Here is a 16195-nt window from a genome sequence, read left to right on the forward strand (position 1 = left end):
AGTCAAAGTAGAGTGTGGACAGCGCACTCTACTTTGATTTAATGCTTACTTTTATCCCGGAAGCACCAGGCCAGTAACAAGCTGCAGATCGCTATCCAAAATGGAATCATGCCCCACCAGCCGAAGACCGCCGTGACATAGACAAAGCCAGCCCAGGAAAAATGGTTAACTTGTTCTAACAAACCTGCCGCAAAATTACCGTTAGCGCGTCGATTGAACTGCGCGCGTGGCTGCGGTTTATTGAGCCACAGATTAATCAGGCTGACACAAAACATGGACGCGATGGCGCTAAATAAGGTTAGCAACGCCAAACCGGGTGCGCTGAGCATGACCCACAGTAATACCGGTAAGATTAAAAGCAATACAGGCAAGATTGCGGCGATCAGCTTGATGCCTTGAATTTGTTTTTGATTGGCTGGTGCACTTTGTAGCAGATCGGCGGCGTCTTCCGCCATGACGATGATCCAGATCAGCGAGCCTGCCAAAGAGGAACTTAAGATGATCATGCCCGCTGCCATGCCTGGCAACATTGCTTTGCCATTAAAAATTAAAAACATGGCAGGACACAAGTACAGCAATTGTAGCAAGACATGTGAGATCAGCTGAGGATCTCTGCGGATTAAACGCCATTCTTTCAACAAAACATTGCGCGCTAAGCCATGCGCGAATAGGTGATTTTTTCTTGTAACAGTCTGGCTTGCAAGGCTTGTGTTTGCGATCTTGGTACTTGCCAAGGCTTGTGATTTCGCCATCCCGCTGCTTTGCTGTACACCACGCACAAAAAACTGATGCGTGAATTTGCTGGTTGCATAAAAAGCTGCGAATGCCAGCGCGGTAAATAGAGCCAGTTCGACCGGTGCCCCAAACAAAGCCTTGGCGGGGAGCCACAAGACACTATCGCCGCCTAAAGCTGCACCATCTTCAAATAAGGGGCGAACATCGGTGAGTATCTTTTGTTGAAAACTCTTACCGCTATTGCCGAATAACTGCGATAGCAAAAACATCGTCGCACCAGTTAGTGCCCCTAATATCTGCGCCACAACTAAGGTACGTCGGATACCTAAAATTTTGACTAAACCTAAAGTCAGCAACATGGCGATTGAGGCGGCAATAACTGCCATGCTTAATATAGTGGGATAAATTCCCAGCCATCGTGCCTGTCCCAGCACCAAGCCGACATGAGCGAATGGCGCTAAAAAGAACAAAGCCGTGGCGCTGACGCCAAATACGACGGCCGCCAGTTTCACCCGAAAAATCACTTTCGATGAGATCGGTGATGATAGTAGTAAATCGAGATCGCCACGTTGAAACAAGGCATTCACGCTGCGGTTGAGTGCCAGTGATAGCATCAAACTAAACACGGCAAACATGGCCAAACCTGTCACTATCAAGATGACCGGTGCAGGTTGATCGGATAGGGTAGGTAACTTGCGTAAAATGACCCAGGCCAGAAAGTGCATGAAAATCAGCACGAATCCCATGATAAACATCATACTCTTAGGCATGCCACGCTTTTGCTGAGCACTAGGTTTTTGTCCACTCATTTCATAAAAGAACAGGCGGATTTCATGCCATAGCAACCAACTCAGACTGGCTGGCTTTAGCGCCAGTGTTAGTAAGTTACTTGGTTTTTTTGCCGGCGGTGTCGGTAGCTCTGAACTCAGGCTGGTATGGCTCATGTTGCGGCCTCCGTCAATTCCAAGAACAGATCCTCCAAACTCTTCGCACCTTGCAGACTTTGTTCACGCAACTCTTCCAAAGTGCCTTCAACGATCAATTTGCCATGTTGGATAATGCCTATGCGTTCGGCCAGGCGTTCAGCGACTTCTAGAATATGAGTAGTTAGAATGACTGTACCGCCGCGTGCGACATGTTGTAGTAACAAATCTTTGACTTGGCGCGCTGCTGCCACATCGAGACCCGTGAGTGGCTCGTCCAGAATAATTAATTCTGGTTCGTGAATTAAGGCACCTGCCAAGGCAAGTTTTTGCTTCATACCTCGGGAAAAACCTTCGATGAGTTCTTCCCGATGTTTGCTCAAGTCCAGCCAGTCTAATAGTTCGGCTGCTTTGTCTTGTGCTTGCACCGCGGGCATACCCCATAAACCCGCAACGAATTCTAAGTATTCCAGCGGCTTTAATTTGTTATACAACATAGGATCGTCAGGCAGGTAAGCCAGCTTTTGTTTGGCGGCGGCTGGATCTCGCTGCAAATCGATGCCTAAAATATGTATGCTACCTGCATCGGGCAGTAATAAACCTGCGACCATTTTGAGTGTGGTGGATTTACCGGCACCGTTTGGCCCTAACAGCGCGTAGAACTCGCCGCGTCTGACTTTAAGATCGATTTGATCGACAGCGGGGCGACCAAAGCTTTTGCTAAGTCCGGTCAATTGCAGGGCGTGTTGTTGATCGTCAAGTGCTGCGGAGAAGGAATTGGTCATAGCGTGCATTGATTAGGTTAAGGTAAACATTTAGCAATGGCTAATCATATTCAGCCTGCTGACGAAAAGATAGTTTTTTCGATGTTCATGCCGTTGTGAGAATGATTAGCGATAAAAATAGCTATGCCACTTTCGTCATACTGCAGAGCCAGTCTCGTCAAGACTCTAGCTGCAAGGCTGCACTATATTGAATTTCATAGAAATTATTGATGGGGAAATCGATGAGCCAGGATAACCAAGACACTTTGTTAGAACAACGGCGACGTCATTTGCAGACATATTGGCAAGTGGCTGCATCTTTGAGTTTGTTACCCTTGAGCGTTTCCGCTAACTCTGCCCAAGCCGCAAAGACCAGTTTACCCACCAGCGCCAAAGCGGTGCCGCTGGATCTGGTGCGCTTGTTACCATCGCCTTATCAGAACGCTTTAAAGGCGAATCATGCCTATTTATTGCGTTTGAGTGCGGATCGCTTCTTACACAATTACCATAAATTTGCGGGTTTGCCAGTGAAAGGGGTAATTTATGGTGGATGGGAGTCAGATACCATCGCTGGTGAGGGCTTGGGGCACTATTTGTCGGCCTTGTCGTTGATGTTTGCGCAAACCGGTGAGCGGGAATTCAAGCAAAGAATCGATTACATTGTCGATGAATTACAGCGTGTACAGACTGCGCATGGTGATGGCTACATCGCTGGCTTCACGCGTAAGCTCCCGGATGGCAAGATCGTGGACGGCAAAGAGATATTTGCAGAAATGTTAGCCGGTAATATCCGCTCCGCGGGATTTGATTTGAATGGTTGTTGGGTGCCGTTTTATAACTGGCATAAAGTGTTTGCGGGTCTATTCGATGCGCAACAACTCGCACACAATCCGCACGCGTTAAAAGTCGCATCACAATTGGGAAATTATATAGAGCGCTTCTTCGTGGCTATTGATGATGAGGGCTTACAAAAGATATTAAATTGCGAGCATGGCGGCATCAATGAAAGTTTTGCCGAACTTTATGCGCGCACCGGAGAGCAGCGTTGGTTGAAACTTGCTTTGCGTCTGTATCACCATAAAGTCTTGCAACCCTTAGCGCAGCAAAAAGATGAATTGGCGAATTCGCACGCGAATACCCAGATTCCTAAATTGATCGGTCTGGCGCGTTTGTATGAAGTGCATGGGCAAGCGCATCATGCGAGCACCGCGCAGTATTTTTGGCGGCGCGTCACGCAACATCATAGTTATGTGATTGGCGGTAATGGTGACCGGGAATATTTCTTTGACCCCGATAGCACGGCTAAACATTTGACGGAGCAAACCTGCGAAGCCTGCGGTAGTTACAATATGCTCAAGCTCACGCGCCATCTGTACAGCTGGGCACCGGATGCGGCGTACTTTGATTATTATGAACGCGCTCATTTAAATCATATTCTGGCTCATCAAAACCCAGCGACTGGCATGTTCACCTATATGACGCCTTTGATGGCCGGCGTGGCACGTGACTATTCCAGTGAAGAGAATGATTTTTGGTGTTGTGTTCTATCGGGCATGGAAAGCCACGCTAAACATGGCGATTCTATCTATTGGCAGAATAGCGATACCTTGTTCGTGAATTTGTATATCCCATCGCGCCTGGATTGGAAACAGCAGGGTGCGCGGTTTGAGATGTTGACCGAATATCCGTATCAGGGAGAGATACAACTGCGCTTAAAACAAATCAAAAAGCCCAAACGCTTGCGTCTGGCTCTGCGAATTCCTGCTTGGGCTCATGAGTATCAAATTCTATTGAATGGCAAAGCCTTTACCGCTACAAAGGAAAAAGGCTATGCGATTGTAGATCGGGTTTGGCGCAGCGGTGATTTGATCAGTCTGACCTTAGCTTTGGCATTGCGTCTGGAAGCAACGCCAGGCGCACCGCAAGTAGCCTCAATATTGCGCGGCCCTATGGTGATGGCGGCGGACTTGGGGGCTGCCGATAAACCCTTTGACGGTGTGGCACCGGCCTTAGTGGGTGCGCAGATTTTGCCTGCTATATCGGTGATATCGACGACAGCCGCGCATTATCGAACGCAGGGTATAGGGCGTCCATTTGATCTGCGATTGCGCCCGTTCTATTCACAGTACACACGTCGGTCAGCAGTGTATTTTAATATCTATAACGATGCACAATGGGCGGCTGCTGAAGTAGATTTCCGCAAAGAGCAAGCGCGTCTTTTGGAATTGAGCAGGCGTGCGGTGGATGTCATGCATTTGGGAGAAATGCAAGCAGAGCGCGATCATCAGTTAGAAGCGGATATTTCTTATCCGGTCGTATACCGTGGAAAAAATGGACGCGATGCCAGAACCGGTGGCTTCTTTAGTTTCTATATGAAAGTCAAACCGGGTGCTTTGATTTTGCAAGCGACCTATTCAGGCGAAGAAAAAAATCGCGATTTCACTATCACGGTCGATGGCGTGGAGATTGCTCATGTCGTCTTGAATGGCGATAAAGCGGGTGAGTTTATCCAGCAAGATTATGTCGTGCCCGAAGCGCTCACCAAGGATAAAGAGAAAGTACTGGTGCGATTTAATCCCGCAAATGGGCGTACCGCTGGCCCGGTGTTTGGTTGTCGCTTGTACACGGCAGAGAAGGTATCACATTAGGTCGGTGAGTTGGTGCGCCCTTCACGAACTCTCATAATGCCAACCTGAATGCAGTGTAAATATCACGCGACCAGGTGACATTACGTCGTCCGCTGACCAGCCGTGCAAAGTCTTTCAACATGTGCCAGCGCGCATTGCCGTCCGGGTAGCAATTGACGTAGTGACGGTTATGTTTTTTGCCGGAGCGCCACGGCGTTGAAATTAAGGTGCTGGCGTGGGCAAGACCTATTTGCTTCAGGCAAGGTAAATAATGCTGGGTGTAAACCGGATCAAAATACGGGGTATCGGCTTGCACGCCACCATACACAAAAGGCACATTCGCTGCCATCGCGATGATATGTTTGATTGGTGTGGCTCTTAAGCTTTCTAGCTCTGGTGAGCATTGTGCGTTATTCGAAAGTATCAGAAGTGGTTGATCCTTTTGTCGCGCCAGATAGATGTGAATATTGCTGCCAAAGTGGGAAAATGGTTGATCGACAAATTCTCCAAACATGGTTTCCAAGGTGGCGATCAAGGGCGCAGTAGAGCTAAATGCGGAGCGACCAAGCAGTAATTTGCTGATCGCCTGCACGCCCGAAAACCAATGCGCGTGGTGTTGGCGACGGAAAATCCGCTCAGTTTTTGGATGGCATAACTCGTCAATGCTGATACGGTTTTGTGCCGTGCAAAATGCCATAAATCCAAACAAGGCAAAAACCGATCCTGAAAATGCGTGGATAGCATCGAAGTTGTGCAGCCGTGCTATGCCTATCGCGTTCAAAACGATGTATTGACGCGTCAGACCAGGTCCGGTGCTATCGAGCAGTAAGCAAGTTTCTTGTGCTTCGTGGGCGGCAAAGTGTTGCTCAATTTCGGCATGAACTCTGTGCTTAAGTTTGATTTGAGTTGTGGGCAATTGCATATTGCTTCCTTTCACAATGTTTGCTTGCTCGCCGCTTGATAGCGCTTTTACCTTGGCCAAACTCAGTCTGCTACAGGTTTGGAGGCGGTTGCTGGTGTGTTTTGTCTTGCCAATGCGGTTTTGTTGTCTTGCGATGACGTTTTGATGTTGCTTGCCGTATTGGCTGTTGAGTTAGCGCTCACGGGATATTGCGCGACTAAATCATAGAAGTCAGCGAGCGGGCCGCGTTTGATTTCGTTATCCGCGATCACTGCAGGCTTTTTCTCATTGGTGCTGACCACTTGAGCAGAGGCATTTTGATTCAAACTGCCGAGTGAAATTAGTAGGAGTAATATGTATTTTTTCATGAGTGTATTTTTATAAAGTAGTTGAGTTGGGTAACAACGTGACTTAAATCAAACAACTTGCAAAATGAAAGTCACTGAATCATGGTACTTTATATACTTTCAAAATGCAAGCGTGTACAATGAAGTTCTTTCATCTTCAGTTAAAAGCAATTAAGTAATGACTAAATCACCACAACAAGCTTGCCCTGTCGTTCGCACTGCCAGTTTGATTGGAGATGAATGGTTTCTATTGATCTTAAGAGAACTGTTCAAACGCTCGCACAAATTTGATGAATTGCAAAAAAACACGGGAGCCGCCACCAACATTTTGACCAGTCGGCTCAAGCGTATGATGGACGTAGGCATCGTCATGAAAACGCCGTATCAGGAGCGACCTTTGCGCTATAAATACCGTCTTACTGAAGCTGGCTTGGGTTTAATGCCAATTGCTTTAGAAATGATGCTTTACGGTGAGAAATGGTTGCCATGTCCCGCACCTATCCCGTTTCTAATCCGGCATTTAAGCTGCGGTGAGATCACTCGTCCGGGGCAGGTATGTACTGTCTGTGGAGAGCCACTGGACGTGATGAACATGCGTATGGAGGACAATCCTGCAGCTGTGGGCGAAGCGGTTGAGTTGGGTGTTGTTGGGCAAGCGGGGAATTAGCGTTAGGCAAGATCTGGTCAGGATCACTATTGCATGACATAGGTTCACTTCATCAAGTTCCTTGCATAAACCCGCACTTCCGAATGTGGGTGACGGATGCTTCTTCATTGAATCTAATCTGAATAGCCGCAGAAGGACCACGTTCTAAAAATGCTTAAGCGCTTCCCGTACACTCAAATTCGATAATTGAGAACGATGTGCGTCAACAAATTCCCCTACCGCTTCAGGCTGCCATCGGGCGTAATCGCGTAGCGCCCAGCCTATTGCTTTGCGTATGAAAAAATCTTCCTCATGCGCCAGTTCTTGGGCGTACCCAAATAGCCGTGTTTGATCCGTTTCTAAGCGCCAGCCTAGTTGATGAATCATGGCGATGCGACGCACCCATATGTTCGGATGCTTTGCCGCCTTGTCCATCTGAAGTTGAGATTCCTGTGCGCGGCTGGCGAACAAAATATCGTTTGTCACCGAAGCTAGACCATCCACGCTATCCCACCAAGATTTATCTTGGGCTAAACTCAGCAATAAGCCAAGTTGAGATAAACCTAAACTCTTTTTGTGCGTCGCCAGTAAATCAATCGCAACGTATTGATATTCCCGCTGAGGGAGCAACCATAAAGCGCGCACCAATCGCTCCAAATCAGTAAGATGAAAATCGACCTTAGCTAAATCTTTGATCAGTGCACGTCGTAACGGCGTTTTGATACCAAGAAAATCAAATTGATCGCGCATATAACTGCGCATCGCGCTGGCATTTTTTGGATTGGCCTGTGTCGTAAAAACCGTTTGAATCTGATGGTAATAGGATTCTACGTGCATGATTGCTCCGACCTATTCCGACTTAAGAACTACTACAACTGCTACCGCAAGAGCTTCCACTCGAGCTGCTATCAGAGCTACTACCTGAGTTACTACCGGAATCGGAGCAACTATCCGATGAACCACCATCAGCACGGTTGCCAGGACTACAGTCCGTATAGTTGGAAGTCGAACTACTCGCGCTACCAAAGTCTGAGCTCGAACTAATATCATTATTTTGCGCGGCCATGAGAGCTGCTTGTTTGCGCTGATAATGTTCAAGCATCGGTGCGCTGATTAAGCCGATCGCCAGTAATTCCATGGGCATGAACGCAGCGGGAAAGAGTGTGGCTCCTGTTCCCTGACCGAGCAAACTCATGTTCTGAAAACCTAATTTATCACCGGCCATGCTATAGCTATAACCACGTGGCATTTTCAATCGTTTATCTAAAGTGAACAGTGCGGGCGCCGTATGGCTTAAGGCATCTTTGCCTTCGATATGACGCAATTGGACTAGTGAAGTCGCGAGCGCCACTGCCATCGAACCTTTAGCTTCGGCATCCATCTGTGCTGCGGGCATATGAGGGATCGTACGTCCAAAATGCTTTCTGCAAAAATTGTCTACGTCAACCTCCGTAAAGCGCGCCTGTGGCAAATCCAGCCAGGCATGCCAGACGGAATCAGCGGCTTTCGAAGGAAGAGCACAAGAAGCATTTCCGCACTGACCTGATTGTTTCACGCAATCAAAAAACATCATCAGACCTTCTGCCGCGCGGATAAAAAAAATGGCATCGTCAGGGATACCCGTAAATTCGTCCTTCGCATGCGCCTGCCAATGCGGCAGCAGACTAGGTGGTAGCTCACTTAAAACTTTGCGATAAGGTGATTGTCGGATGAAGCGCTGGTAACGTAATTGTTGCAACCAACTTTTTAGCGACATGAATGTCTCCTTATCCTCAATATGATCGAACCTAGTTAACTGCTAGCTGGTGAGGTGCGCCCTGCTGGTCATAATTATAGTGCAATAAAAAAAGCCATGTGAAACGCAGCATGTGAAACGCAGCATATGAAACAGCTCATGTAAAACTCAAGGCAAACACACAAGCCAATATCAGTAACAGACTACATAGACCCGCCAGTCGGGACTTCAAACCGATAACCGAGGTACCCATAATCTCCGTGTTTTGCGCGATCAATAGCAATGCAATCACGTGTAAGGGCAACAGCACAGCATTAACCACCTGACTAGAATAAATCAAAGGAATCAGTGGCAAACCGGGTATAGACACGACGCTGACTGCTGCTACGGTTAACAAGATGAATGCCGCATAGAAAAATTGAAAATGTTTGGCATCCAAATCCAAGGATGCGGGTGCTCCCATGCCTTCCGCAATGGAATAGGCAGTTGCCACAGGTACGATAGCGGCCGCCAATAACGATGCACCAAGCAGTCCAACCCCGAACAATACTGTGGCAAAGGAACCGGCCAAGGGCTTCAATGCGAGTGCCGCGTCGCTGGCATTGGCGATGTGAATACCGGACTTGTTCAAGGTCGATGCACAGGCTACTGCGATGGCTATGCCAATAATGCCGGTGAGTAGCGAGCCGATTACGACATCCACTTGTTCCCAGCGCAAATTGTTCACCGAGATTTTTTTGTCCACAGCATAGGATTGGATAAAAGCCAGCCCCCAAGGTGCCAGCGTAGTCCCTAGCGTGGCGGCAATCGCGATCCAGCCCGCCTGATCATCCGGTAAATGTGGAATCAGTGAATAGTGCGCGACCGCCGCCCAGTCGGGCGCAGCTAAAATGCCATCGACAATGTACAAAGCCAGTGTTGCGGATATGAATAGCAGGATTTTTTCTATACGATGAAATGAGCCGAGTACAACCACCAGACAAATCAGTATTCCAGCTAAAGGCGCACTGATCCAGGCCGGGACACCGATTAAACCCAGTGCCGCTGCAATGCCCGCGTACTCGGCGCAGATAGTGCCAAAGTTAGCGAACAGCAGGCCTATCACGGCAGCGTAACCCCAGGTGCGCCCCCAATGCTGGCGTATCACTGCGACAAAACCCTGTCCAGTGGCCGCGCCTATACGTACCGCCATCATGTGAAATTGCACCAGCAAAATGGTCGAGAACGGGATGATCCACAACAGGCGATAACCGTAGTCAGTGCCCAGTATGGAGTAGGTGGTGATTCCCGCTGGGTCATCATCGGATAGTCCAGCCAAGAGACCTGGACCCAAGACCGCCATAAATGCGGCTAACCAACTCAAGCCTTTGACGCGAAATTGTGAAAAGCGCGCCGCGATTCCTCGCTTATGATGCGCTATCGCATGAGGATGTTTGCGCACAATTTTTTTCATGAATTTCCCAAGGTGGTTGTCGTAGCAATCTTGCTGCAGATACTACACCTCGGGACTCGATTTTAATGTGCTTTTTTTTGTACTAAAGCGCTACCAATGCCATGTCGTGCTGGCTCGCTGATAGCGGTGACTGTGCCATCTGGATTAAAACGGATTGCATTGGCTGCACCAATTTCAGCATCACTCTTATCGACGTTCCATTCATGACCAAAGCGTGCCAAACCGGTCGCCTGTGCGCCGCCTATGAAATTGGGCTCAACTTGCGTCATCGCGTTATTCCGTTCCGACATACGGGGTGCCGCCAATGCATCGGCCAGATTCATACCGAGATCGATATGATTGACCAGGGTTTGCAAGACTGTCGTAATAATGGTAGCCCCACCCGGGCTGCCAACGGTGAAAGCGGGTTTTCCATCTTTAAATGCGATCACTGGAGCAATGCTGCTGCGCGGGCGCTTGCCTGCTTCTGGGCTATTCGGATGCGGTGCGCTGAAATCGAAATCTGTTAACTCGTTGTTCAGCAAGAAGCCGTAGCCCGGCACCACCATGCCATTCCCACCCCAATCCTCAATCGTATAGGTATAGGCGACGATATTGCCATCCTTGTCGCTGACTGTTAAGTGGGTGGTGTGCTTACTTTCCTCTTTTTTCTCCTTGATTACAGGGTTCGCCGAACTAGCAAACAAACCTGGGCGCAGTGGATAGCTAGGATCATTTTGAAATGGGAAAGGATCGCCAGGCAATGCATCGCTGCTGCGACTAGCGGCCTGATCGAGGCGCAGTTGCTGCGCTCTTTGTTTGCTGTATTCTTTACTCAGTAAGCCTTCGAGGGGTACATCCACATATTCAGGATCGCCGATGTAAGCATTGCGATCAGCAAAGGCCAGGCGTGACGCCTCTAAGTAAAGATGTTCAACCTGCTGGCGTGACATTTTCTTGGTGTCAAAATTCTCTAATAAATTCAAAGCCAATCCGACAGTGATACCACCACTGCTAGGCAAGCCTAAAGCATACAAGTCATAGCCACGATAAGTACTGTGAATAGGCAGGCGCAGGCGTACTTCATAGTTGAGCAAATCGGCTTGTGTCATAAATCCAGGTCGGACTTTGGCGCCACTTACAGTTGGCGGCTGATTCACCGTTTTGAGTAAAGCATCCGCGATAGAGCCGCGATAGAAAACATTGGCACCGCCTTGTGCAATGGCTTTATAGGTTTTCGCTAAATCGGGATTTTTGAAATGATATCCGACGGGTAAGGCTTTACCATTCTGCATGTATAAAGCACTGCTAGAACTATATAAAGCAAACTTGTGACTAGCGCCTGTATTCAAACGATGAAAAGTAGGTGTAATCGCAAAACCCTGTTCGGCAGTCCGAATCGCCGGTGCAAGCACCTGCTTAAATTGCATTGTGCCAAAACGTTTCAGAGCCTCATCCCAACCGCGCACCGTACCGGGCACGCCGACCGCTCTGCCACTACTGATGGCATCGTCCGACTCCAAGGCTTGTCCGTTTTCAATAAACAAATTGGACGTCACAGACGCAGGTGCAGTCTCTCTATGATCGATTGAAATAAAACGCTTTTCCTTGGCCAGATAAATCAACATAAAACCACCGCCACCTATGCCACAGCTAAACGGATCTGTTACACCCAAGGTTGCGGCGGCAGCCACTGTCGCATCAATCGCATTGCCACCTTGATTTAATATTTTCAAGGCAGCCTGTGAGGCTTCTTCGCTAATCGTCGCAACTGCACCGCCAGTACCGGTGGCGATTGGTGTTTTTGTTGTGTGGGTAGTGCGACTAGGAGCGACTGCAAGATTGCCCGCAAGTGCCACGGCGCTTTGCGCGTTGAAAGTGCATAACAGAATAATTACTAATGATTTTTTGGTGAGACCCATTTCTTTTCCTGAACAAAAACAATGCATGTAAGATAGCTGAAGCATCATCCTCACGTCTGTTTAAACTGGAAAAATCATAAGAAAATTGCTTAATTGGGAGTGGATTGTTGCATTTATGTGGCAATACTTTGGTATTTGGACGACTAACTGGTTTCTAAAACAGATATCAAGCGACAGATAGGGATTGGTAGAATGAGAACCAATTTTCATATTTTCGATTTCCTCATTTCGGTATCAGTAACTCATGAGCTCATTGCAAGCGAAGCCTTATCTACAACAGATTTCTATTCGTGCCGAAGACGACATTGATAGAGATGAGTTTCCTTTTTGTATTCCTGCAATTGGTGAAATGAATGAATTGAAGTTTCATCCTGATGTTACCTTTTTTGTTGGGGAAAATGGCGCTGGTAAATCTACGCTCCTTGAAGCAATCGCAATTGCAATGGGATTTGGTGCTGAAGGTGGGACAAAAAATGTTCATTTTGAAACCGCTAACACAATTTCATCCTTGCATAAGCACTTGCGTCTGTCAAAAAGTTTCAGGAAGCCTAGTGACGGATATTTTCTTCGAGCCGAAAGTTTCTACAACGTGGCGACTTATATGGATGATGTTGGTTACTTAGATGGATATGGCGGAAAGTCCTTGCATGCACGCTCGCACGGCGAATCCTTTATGGCTTTGCTTGATATGAAATTGCGAGGAAATGGCTTGTATCTTTTTGATGAACCAGAAGCGGCCTTGTCGCCGAATCGTCAATTGGCAGCCTTGTCGGTAATTCATCGCCTGGTGCAAGATCAGTCTCAATTTATTATCGCAACGCATTCGCCGATACTACTTTCATATCCCAATGCAAAAATTTACCAATTCGACGGTTCAGGAATTTATGAAGTAGCTTACGAAGATACCGAACACTATGCTATTACAAAGGACTTTCTAAACCACTATCCAAGGCGCTTGCAACAATTGCTGAATGAAGATAATTAGTTAGATTTAAAACAAACAACATTGTAGAAAATTATTGTTGCAAGACTCAGTGATCTCTTAGGTTTGACAAGCAAAAACACCACATGAACATAACAACCAGAACCATGACCGCAAATGACATAGCCAATGTCGCTCAGCTTTTTGATTTGTACCGCCAATTCTACGAGCAACCAGCGAATCCACAACTCGCTTATGACTTCATCCACGACCGATTTACGCTAGGTGAATCGATCATAATGGTTGCTGAAAGTGTCGAAGCAGGCCTACTTGGTTTTTGCCAACTCTACCCAACTTTTTGCTCGGTCGAGGCTGCACCTATTTATTCGTTATACGATCTTTTTGTTTTGCCAGAGGCACGCAAATCTGGTGCAGGTCGACTGTTATTATTGGCGGCAGAAGCCAGAGCTGCCACCGACGGAAAAGTCAGAATGGATCTGACCACCGCAAAGACCAATTTGTCGGCACAGTCTTTGTATGAAGCTTTGGGCTGGGTGCGAGATGAGGTTTTTTATGCCTATAACAAGCAAGTAGGAAGTTGATCGTTGAGTGGACCAAGCCAGTTCATGTCCTCGTCAAATTGCCCCTTAGCGAACCATATTGATACTTACTCCAACATACTCCCAGTCTCACGATAGCGTGTATGCCAGGCAAATGCTTTTTCCAATAAATGTGGCGTCTGCCCGCCGCGGACTTGGGCTTCTTTGACATAGGTTTGCAACATGCTGCGATAGGGTTCTGCGACGCAGTTTTGTATGATGCATGGCGCACGTTCACGTGGCGCTAAGCCACGTAAGTCGGCCAGACCGACTTCGGTGACGATGATATCGACATCGTGTTCGGTATGATCGACATGTGACACCATAGGGACGATGCTAGAAATTTTGCCGCCTTTGGCGATAGACTTGGTGGTGAAAATCGAGAGATAGGCATTGCGCGCAAAATCACCTGAACCGCCGATCCCATTCATCATGTGAGTGCCACCAATATGGGTGGAATTCACGTTACCGTAAATGTCTACTTCTAACGCAGTGTTGATGCCTATGATGCCCAAACGCCGTATCACTTCGGGATGATTACTGACTTCTTGTGGACGTAGTACCAGTTTGTCTTTATAGCGTTCTATATGATTGAATACTTCGTCATGTTTTTTGCTGGAAAGCGTGATCGATGAGCCCGAGGCGAAATCGAGTATGCCTGCATCAAATAGATCAAAAGTCGAATCCTGCAACACCTCGGAATACATGGTTAGGTGCCGGAAAGGCCCGGCTCGGAAACCGGCCAAGACAGCATTGGCAACCGAGCCTATTCCCGCTTGTAGTGGCAACAAAGCATTGCTTAAGCGACCAGCGGCTACCTCATGTTCAAAGAATTTAATTAAGTGCCCGGCGATAGCATCAGTCTCTGCATCGGGTGGAGTAACGGTGGATGCGCTATCTAGTTTGTCGGTGATCACGATCGCGACGATTTTGGCGGGATCGATTTGAATCGCCGTGGTACCAATGCGATCGTCGGCAGACATGATAGGGATAGGAGCGCGATGAGGGCGTTTTCCAGGAACAAAAATATCGTGCATACCTTCCAAGCTTAAAGGCTGGCTCAGATTAATTTCTACTATGATTTTCTCCGCCAGTATGGCAAAGCTGGCGCTATTGCCGATGGAGGTGGAGGGTATGATGGCACCGGTTTCGGTGATCGCAATCGCTTCGATGATGGCGACATCAATAGGTGCGATCTGGCCGGCACGCAGGTGTTCAACCGTTTCGGATAAATGTTGATCAATGAACATGACCTCGCCGCGATTGATGGCAGCACGTAAGACCGGATCTGATTGGAAAGGCATGCGACGCGCAATGACGTGCGCTTCGGTTAATAGTTTATCGACGTCGCCACCCATAGACGCGCCCGTCATCAGTGTAATTTGAAATGGTGCAGCTGGCGTATCTGATGTACCTAAAGCGCGTTCCGCCAAGGCCAACGGCACCATTTTCGCATCGCCCGAACGAGTAAAACCGCTCATGCCGACCGTCATGCCATCTTGTATCCAGTTAGCAGCCTCACGGGCACTGACTATACGTTCGTGCAGCGCTGGTATACGGATACGTAAATGCATACGATCATTGATCGCATCCACATGGCTCAAAACCTGTGAATTATTTGATGCTGAGTCGGAGGTGAAGCTCATTATTCATCCTTGATGGGCATAGCTGTAGAGACATGCAATTGTACTGTTACCAACGTGCAGCCTGAGCGCTTTGAGATGCATTTGAAAGTATCATCCGCACCAACTTTGATTTTTGTCGTATCGCATTTCATGACTTTTCACATTATGATGAAGCAATATTTCTTTGCCCGTCTGCGATTACCTTCATGTCTCGTATTGCTCCAATTACTTTAAGTCTTTTTCTTTGCCTAGCGTGTAGCCAAGCAGGTGCTTATATGGATGATAAGACGACTACACTACAGCGTCCATTTTTTAGCAGCGAACAGGTGATGGCAGGTGCTGACAAAATGTATCGCCAGCGCCTATCCGACATAGAGCGGGCAGGGTATCTCGATAAGGATGAGCTGTTTCTGGCGCGAATTAAAAAAGTAGCACAGGTTCTGATCCAACAAGCAGCGCAAGATTTTCCTGAAACACGGACTTGGCAATGGGAAATCCATAGCAGTAGTGAACATGAAGAGACTGCTTACAGTATGGCCGGTGGCAAAATTTTGCTGAATCAGTTGCAGATCGAGCGTTGGAGTCTGAATGACGCCGAGTTGGCGATGCTACTAAGTCATGAAATTGCGCACGCAGTGCTGGAGCACAATCGACTTGAGTATGAACAGGCATTAGTTTTATTCCCAGCCTGGCATCAGCGTAGCTTTGAAGAACTGGAAGACGCGGTAGACAATGACGAAAGCTTGTTACGCGCTTTAGCACCACTTTGTAAGCAGCAGGAAGAAGAGGCTGACGCTGCTGGCCTGAGGTTGGCCCAGCGTGCCGGTTTTTCTATGATATCCCTGGTCAATTTTTATAAAAAACTCAGTCGAAATAGTGCCAATCCGAACTTCGATAGTAAAAGCCACCCGGCACCGGCACGACGTTGGATGGCGATGCGTGAATTGGCACTTCAACTTAGTAAGTAGTCTTGCATGTGGTGTGCGTATCCAGGAACTGCAGCGCATTTCTTATTAT

The 16195-nt window shown here is 47.9% G+C and carries 14 protein-coding genes; 5 read left to right on the top strand and 9 right to left on the bottom strand.

What is annotated here, in order from left to right; genetic code table 11:
• Positions 1 to 38 precede the first annotated feature (38 nt).
• Together ACO0KZ_RS05755 and ACO0KZ_RS05760 are read right to left on the bottom strand one after the other, a co-directional pair.
• Positions 39 to 1679, bottom strand: coding sequence for a putative ABC transporter permease subunit (locus ACO0KZ_RS05755; RefSeq protein WP_422993652.1), 1641 nt, complete (start codon positions 1677 to 1679; stop codon positions 39 to 41).
• The gene (locus ACO0KZ_RS05760) at positions 1676 to 2443 is read right to left on the bottom strand and encodes an ABC transporter ATP-binding protein (RefSeq protein ID WP_422993654.1); all 768 of its coding nucleotides are present in this window, start codon (positions 2441 to 2443) and stop codon (positions 1676 to 1678) included. The genes ACO0KZ_RS05755 and ACO0KZ_RS05760 overlap by 4 nt, the downstream gene beginning before the upstream one ends.
• 221 nt (positions 2444 to 2664) lie before the next feature.
• On the opposite strand from ACO0KZ_RS05760, the gene ACO0KZ_RS05765 reads away from it, so the two are divergent.
• Positions 2665 to 5070 carry a beta-L-arabinofuranosidase domain-containing protein gene (locus tag ACO0KZ_RS05765; protein WP_422993656.1) on the top strand — a complete coding sequence of 802 codons (2406 nt, stop codon included), beginning with the start codon at positions 2665 to 2667 and terminating at the stop codon, positions 5068 to 5070.
• Between the two features lie 31 nt (positions 5071 to 5101).
• On the opposite strand, the gene ACO0KZ_RS05770 is transcribed toward ACO0KZ_RS05765, so the two are convergent.
• Both ACO0KZ_RS05770 and ACO0KZ_RS05775 read right to left on the bottom strand, forming a co-directional pair.
• The gene (locus ACO0KZ_RS05770) at positions 5102 to 5971 is read right to left on the bottom strand and encodes a hypothetical protein (protein WP_422993658.1); all 870 of its coding nucleotides are present in this window, start codon (positions 5969 to 5971) and stop codon (positions 5102 to 5104) included.
• 62 nt (positions 5972 to 6033) lie between these two features.
• Positions 6034 to 6318: a hypothetical protein gene (locus ACO0KZ_RS05775; protein WP_422993660.1), complete on the bottom strand. Its 285-nt coding sequence runs from the start codon at positions 6316 to 6318 to the stop codon at positions 6034 to 6036.
• A 157-nt stretch (positions 6319 to 6475) separates the two neighbouring features.
• Between ACO0KZ_RS05775 and ACO0KZ_RS05780 the strand changes: the two genes are divergently transcribed.
• Positions 6476 to 6964 carry a winged helix-turn-helix transcriptional regulator gene (locus tag ACO0KZ_RS05780; RefSeq protein WP_422993661.1) on the top strand — a complete coding sequence of 163 codons (489 nt, stop codon included), beginning with the start codon at positions 6476 to 6478 and terminating at the stop codon, positions 6962 to 6964.
• A 144-nt stretch (positions 6965 to 7108) separates the two neighbouring features.
• On the opposite strand, the gene ACO0KZ_RS05785 is transcribed toward ACO0KZ_RS05780, so the two are convergent.
• The 4 genes from ACO0KZ_RS05785 to ggt all read right to left on the bottom strand — a co-directional run bounded on the left by ACO0KZ_RS05785 (position 7109) and on the right by ggt (position 12032).
• On the bottom strand, positions 7109 to 7780 hold the full coding sequence (locus tag ACO0KZ_RS05785; protein ID WP_422993663.1) for a DNA alkylation repair protein: 672 nt from the start codon (positions 7778 to 7780) through the stop codon (positions 7109 to 7111).
• A 22-nt stretch (positions 7781 to 7802) separates the two neighbouring features.
• Complete coding sequence (locus tag ACO0KZ_RS05790; protein WP_422993665.1) at positions 7803 to 8699, bottom strand: hypothetical protein; 897 nt, start codon at positions 8697 to 8699, stop codon at positions 7803 to 7805.
• A gap of 136 nt (positions 8700 to 8835) precedes the next feature.
• Positions 8836 to 10131: an NRAMP family divalent metal transporter gene (locus ACO0KZ_RS05795; protein ID WP_422993667.1), complete on the bottom strand. Its 1296-nt coding sequence runs from the start codon at positions 10129 to 10131 to the stop codon at positions 8836 to 8838.
• A gap of 62 nt (positions 10132 to 10193) precedes the next feature.
• Positions 10194 to 12032: a gamma-glutamyltransferase gene (gene ggt / locus ACO0KZ_RS05800; protein ID WP_422993669.1), complete on the bottom strand. Its 1839-nt coding sequence runs from the start codon at positions 12030 to 12032 to the stop codon at positions 10194 to 10196.
• A 244-nt stretch (positions 12033 to 12276) separates the two neighbouring features.
• Between ggt and ACO0KZ_RS05805 the strand changes: the two genes are divergently transcribed.
• The gene (locus ACO0KZ_RS05805) at positions 12277 to 13017 is read left to right on the top strand and encodes an AAA family ATPase (RefSeq protein ID WP_422993671.1); all 741 of its coding nucleotides are present in this window, start codon (positions 12277 to 12279) and stop codon (positions 13015 to 13017) included.
• Positions 13018 to 13100: 83 nt separating this feature from the next.
• Entirely contained in the window at positions 13101 to 13556 is a 456-nt protein-coding gene (locus ACO0KZ_RS05810) for a GNAT family N-acetyltransferase (RefSeq protein WP_422993673.1), read from the top strand.
• Positions 13557 to 13621: 65 nt separating this feature from the next.
• On the opposite strand, the gene ACO0KZ_RS05815 is transcribed toward ACO0KZ_RS05810, so the two are convergent.
• A complete protein-coding gene (locus tag ACO0KZ_RS05815; RefSeq protein ID WP_422993901.1) occupies positions 13622 to 15127 on the bottom strand; it encodes an acetyl-CoA hydrolase/transferase family protein in 1506 nt (501 codons plus the stop codon).
• A gap of 326 nt (positions 15128 to 15453) precedes the next feature.
• On the opposite strand from ACO0KZ_RS05815, the gene ACO0KZ_RS05820 reads away from it, so the two are divergent.
• A complete protein-coding gene (locus ACO0KZ_RS05820) occupies positions 15454 to 16146 on the top strand; it encodes a M48 family metalloprotease (protein ID WP_422993675.1) in 693 nt (230 codons plus the stop codon).
• The last annotated feature ends 49 nt before the right edge of the window (positions 16147 to 16195 follow it).

Origin of the sequence: Undibacterium sp. Di24W (genome assembly GCF_049340325.1) — a bacterium.
Classification (GTDB): Bacteria; Pseudomonadota; Gammaproteobacteria; order Burkholderiales; family Burkholderiaceae_D; genus Undibacterium.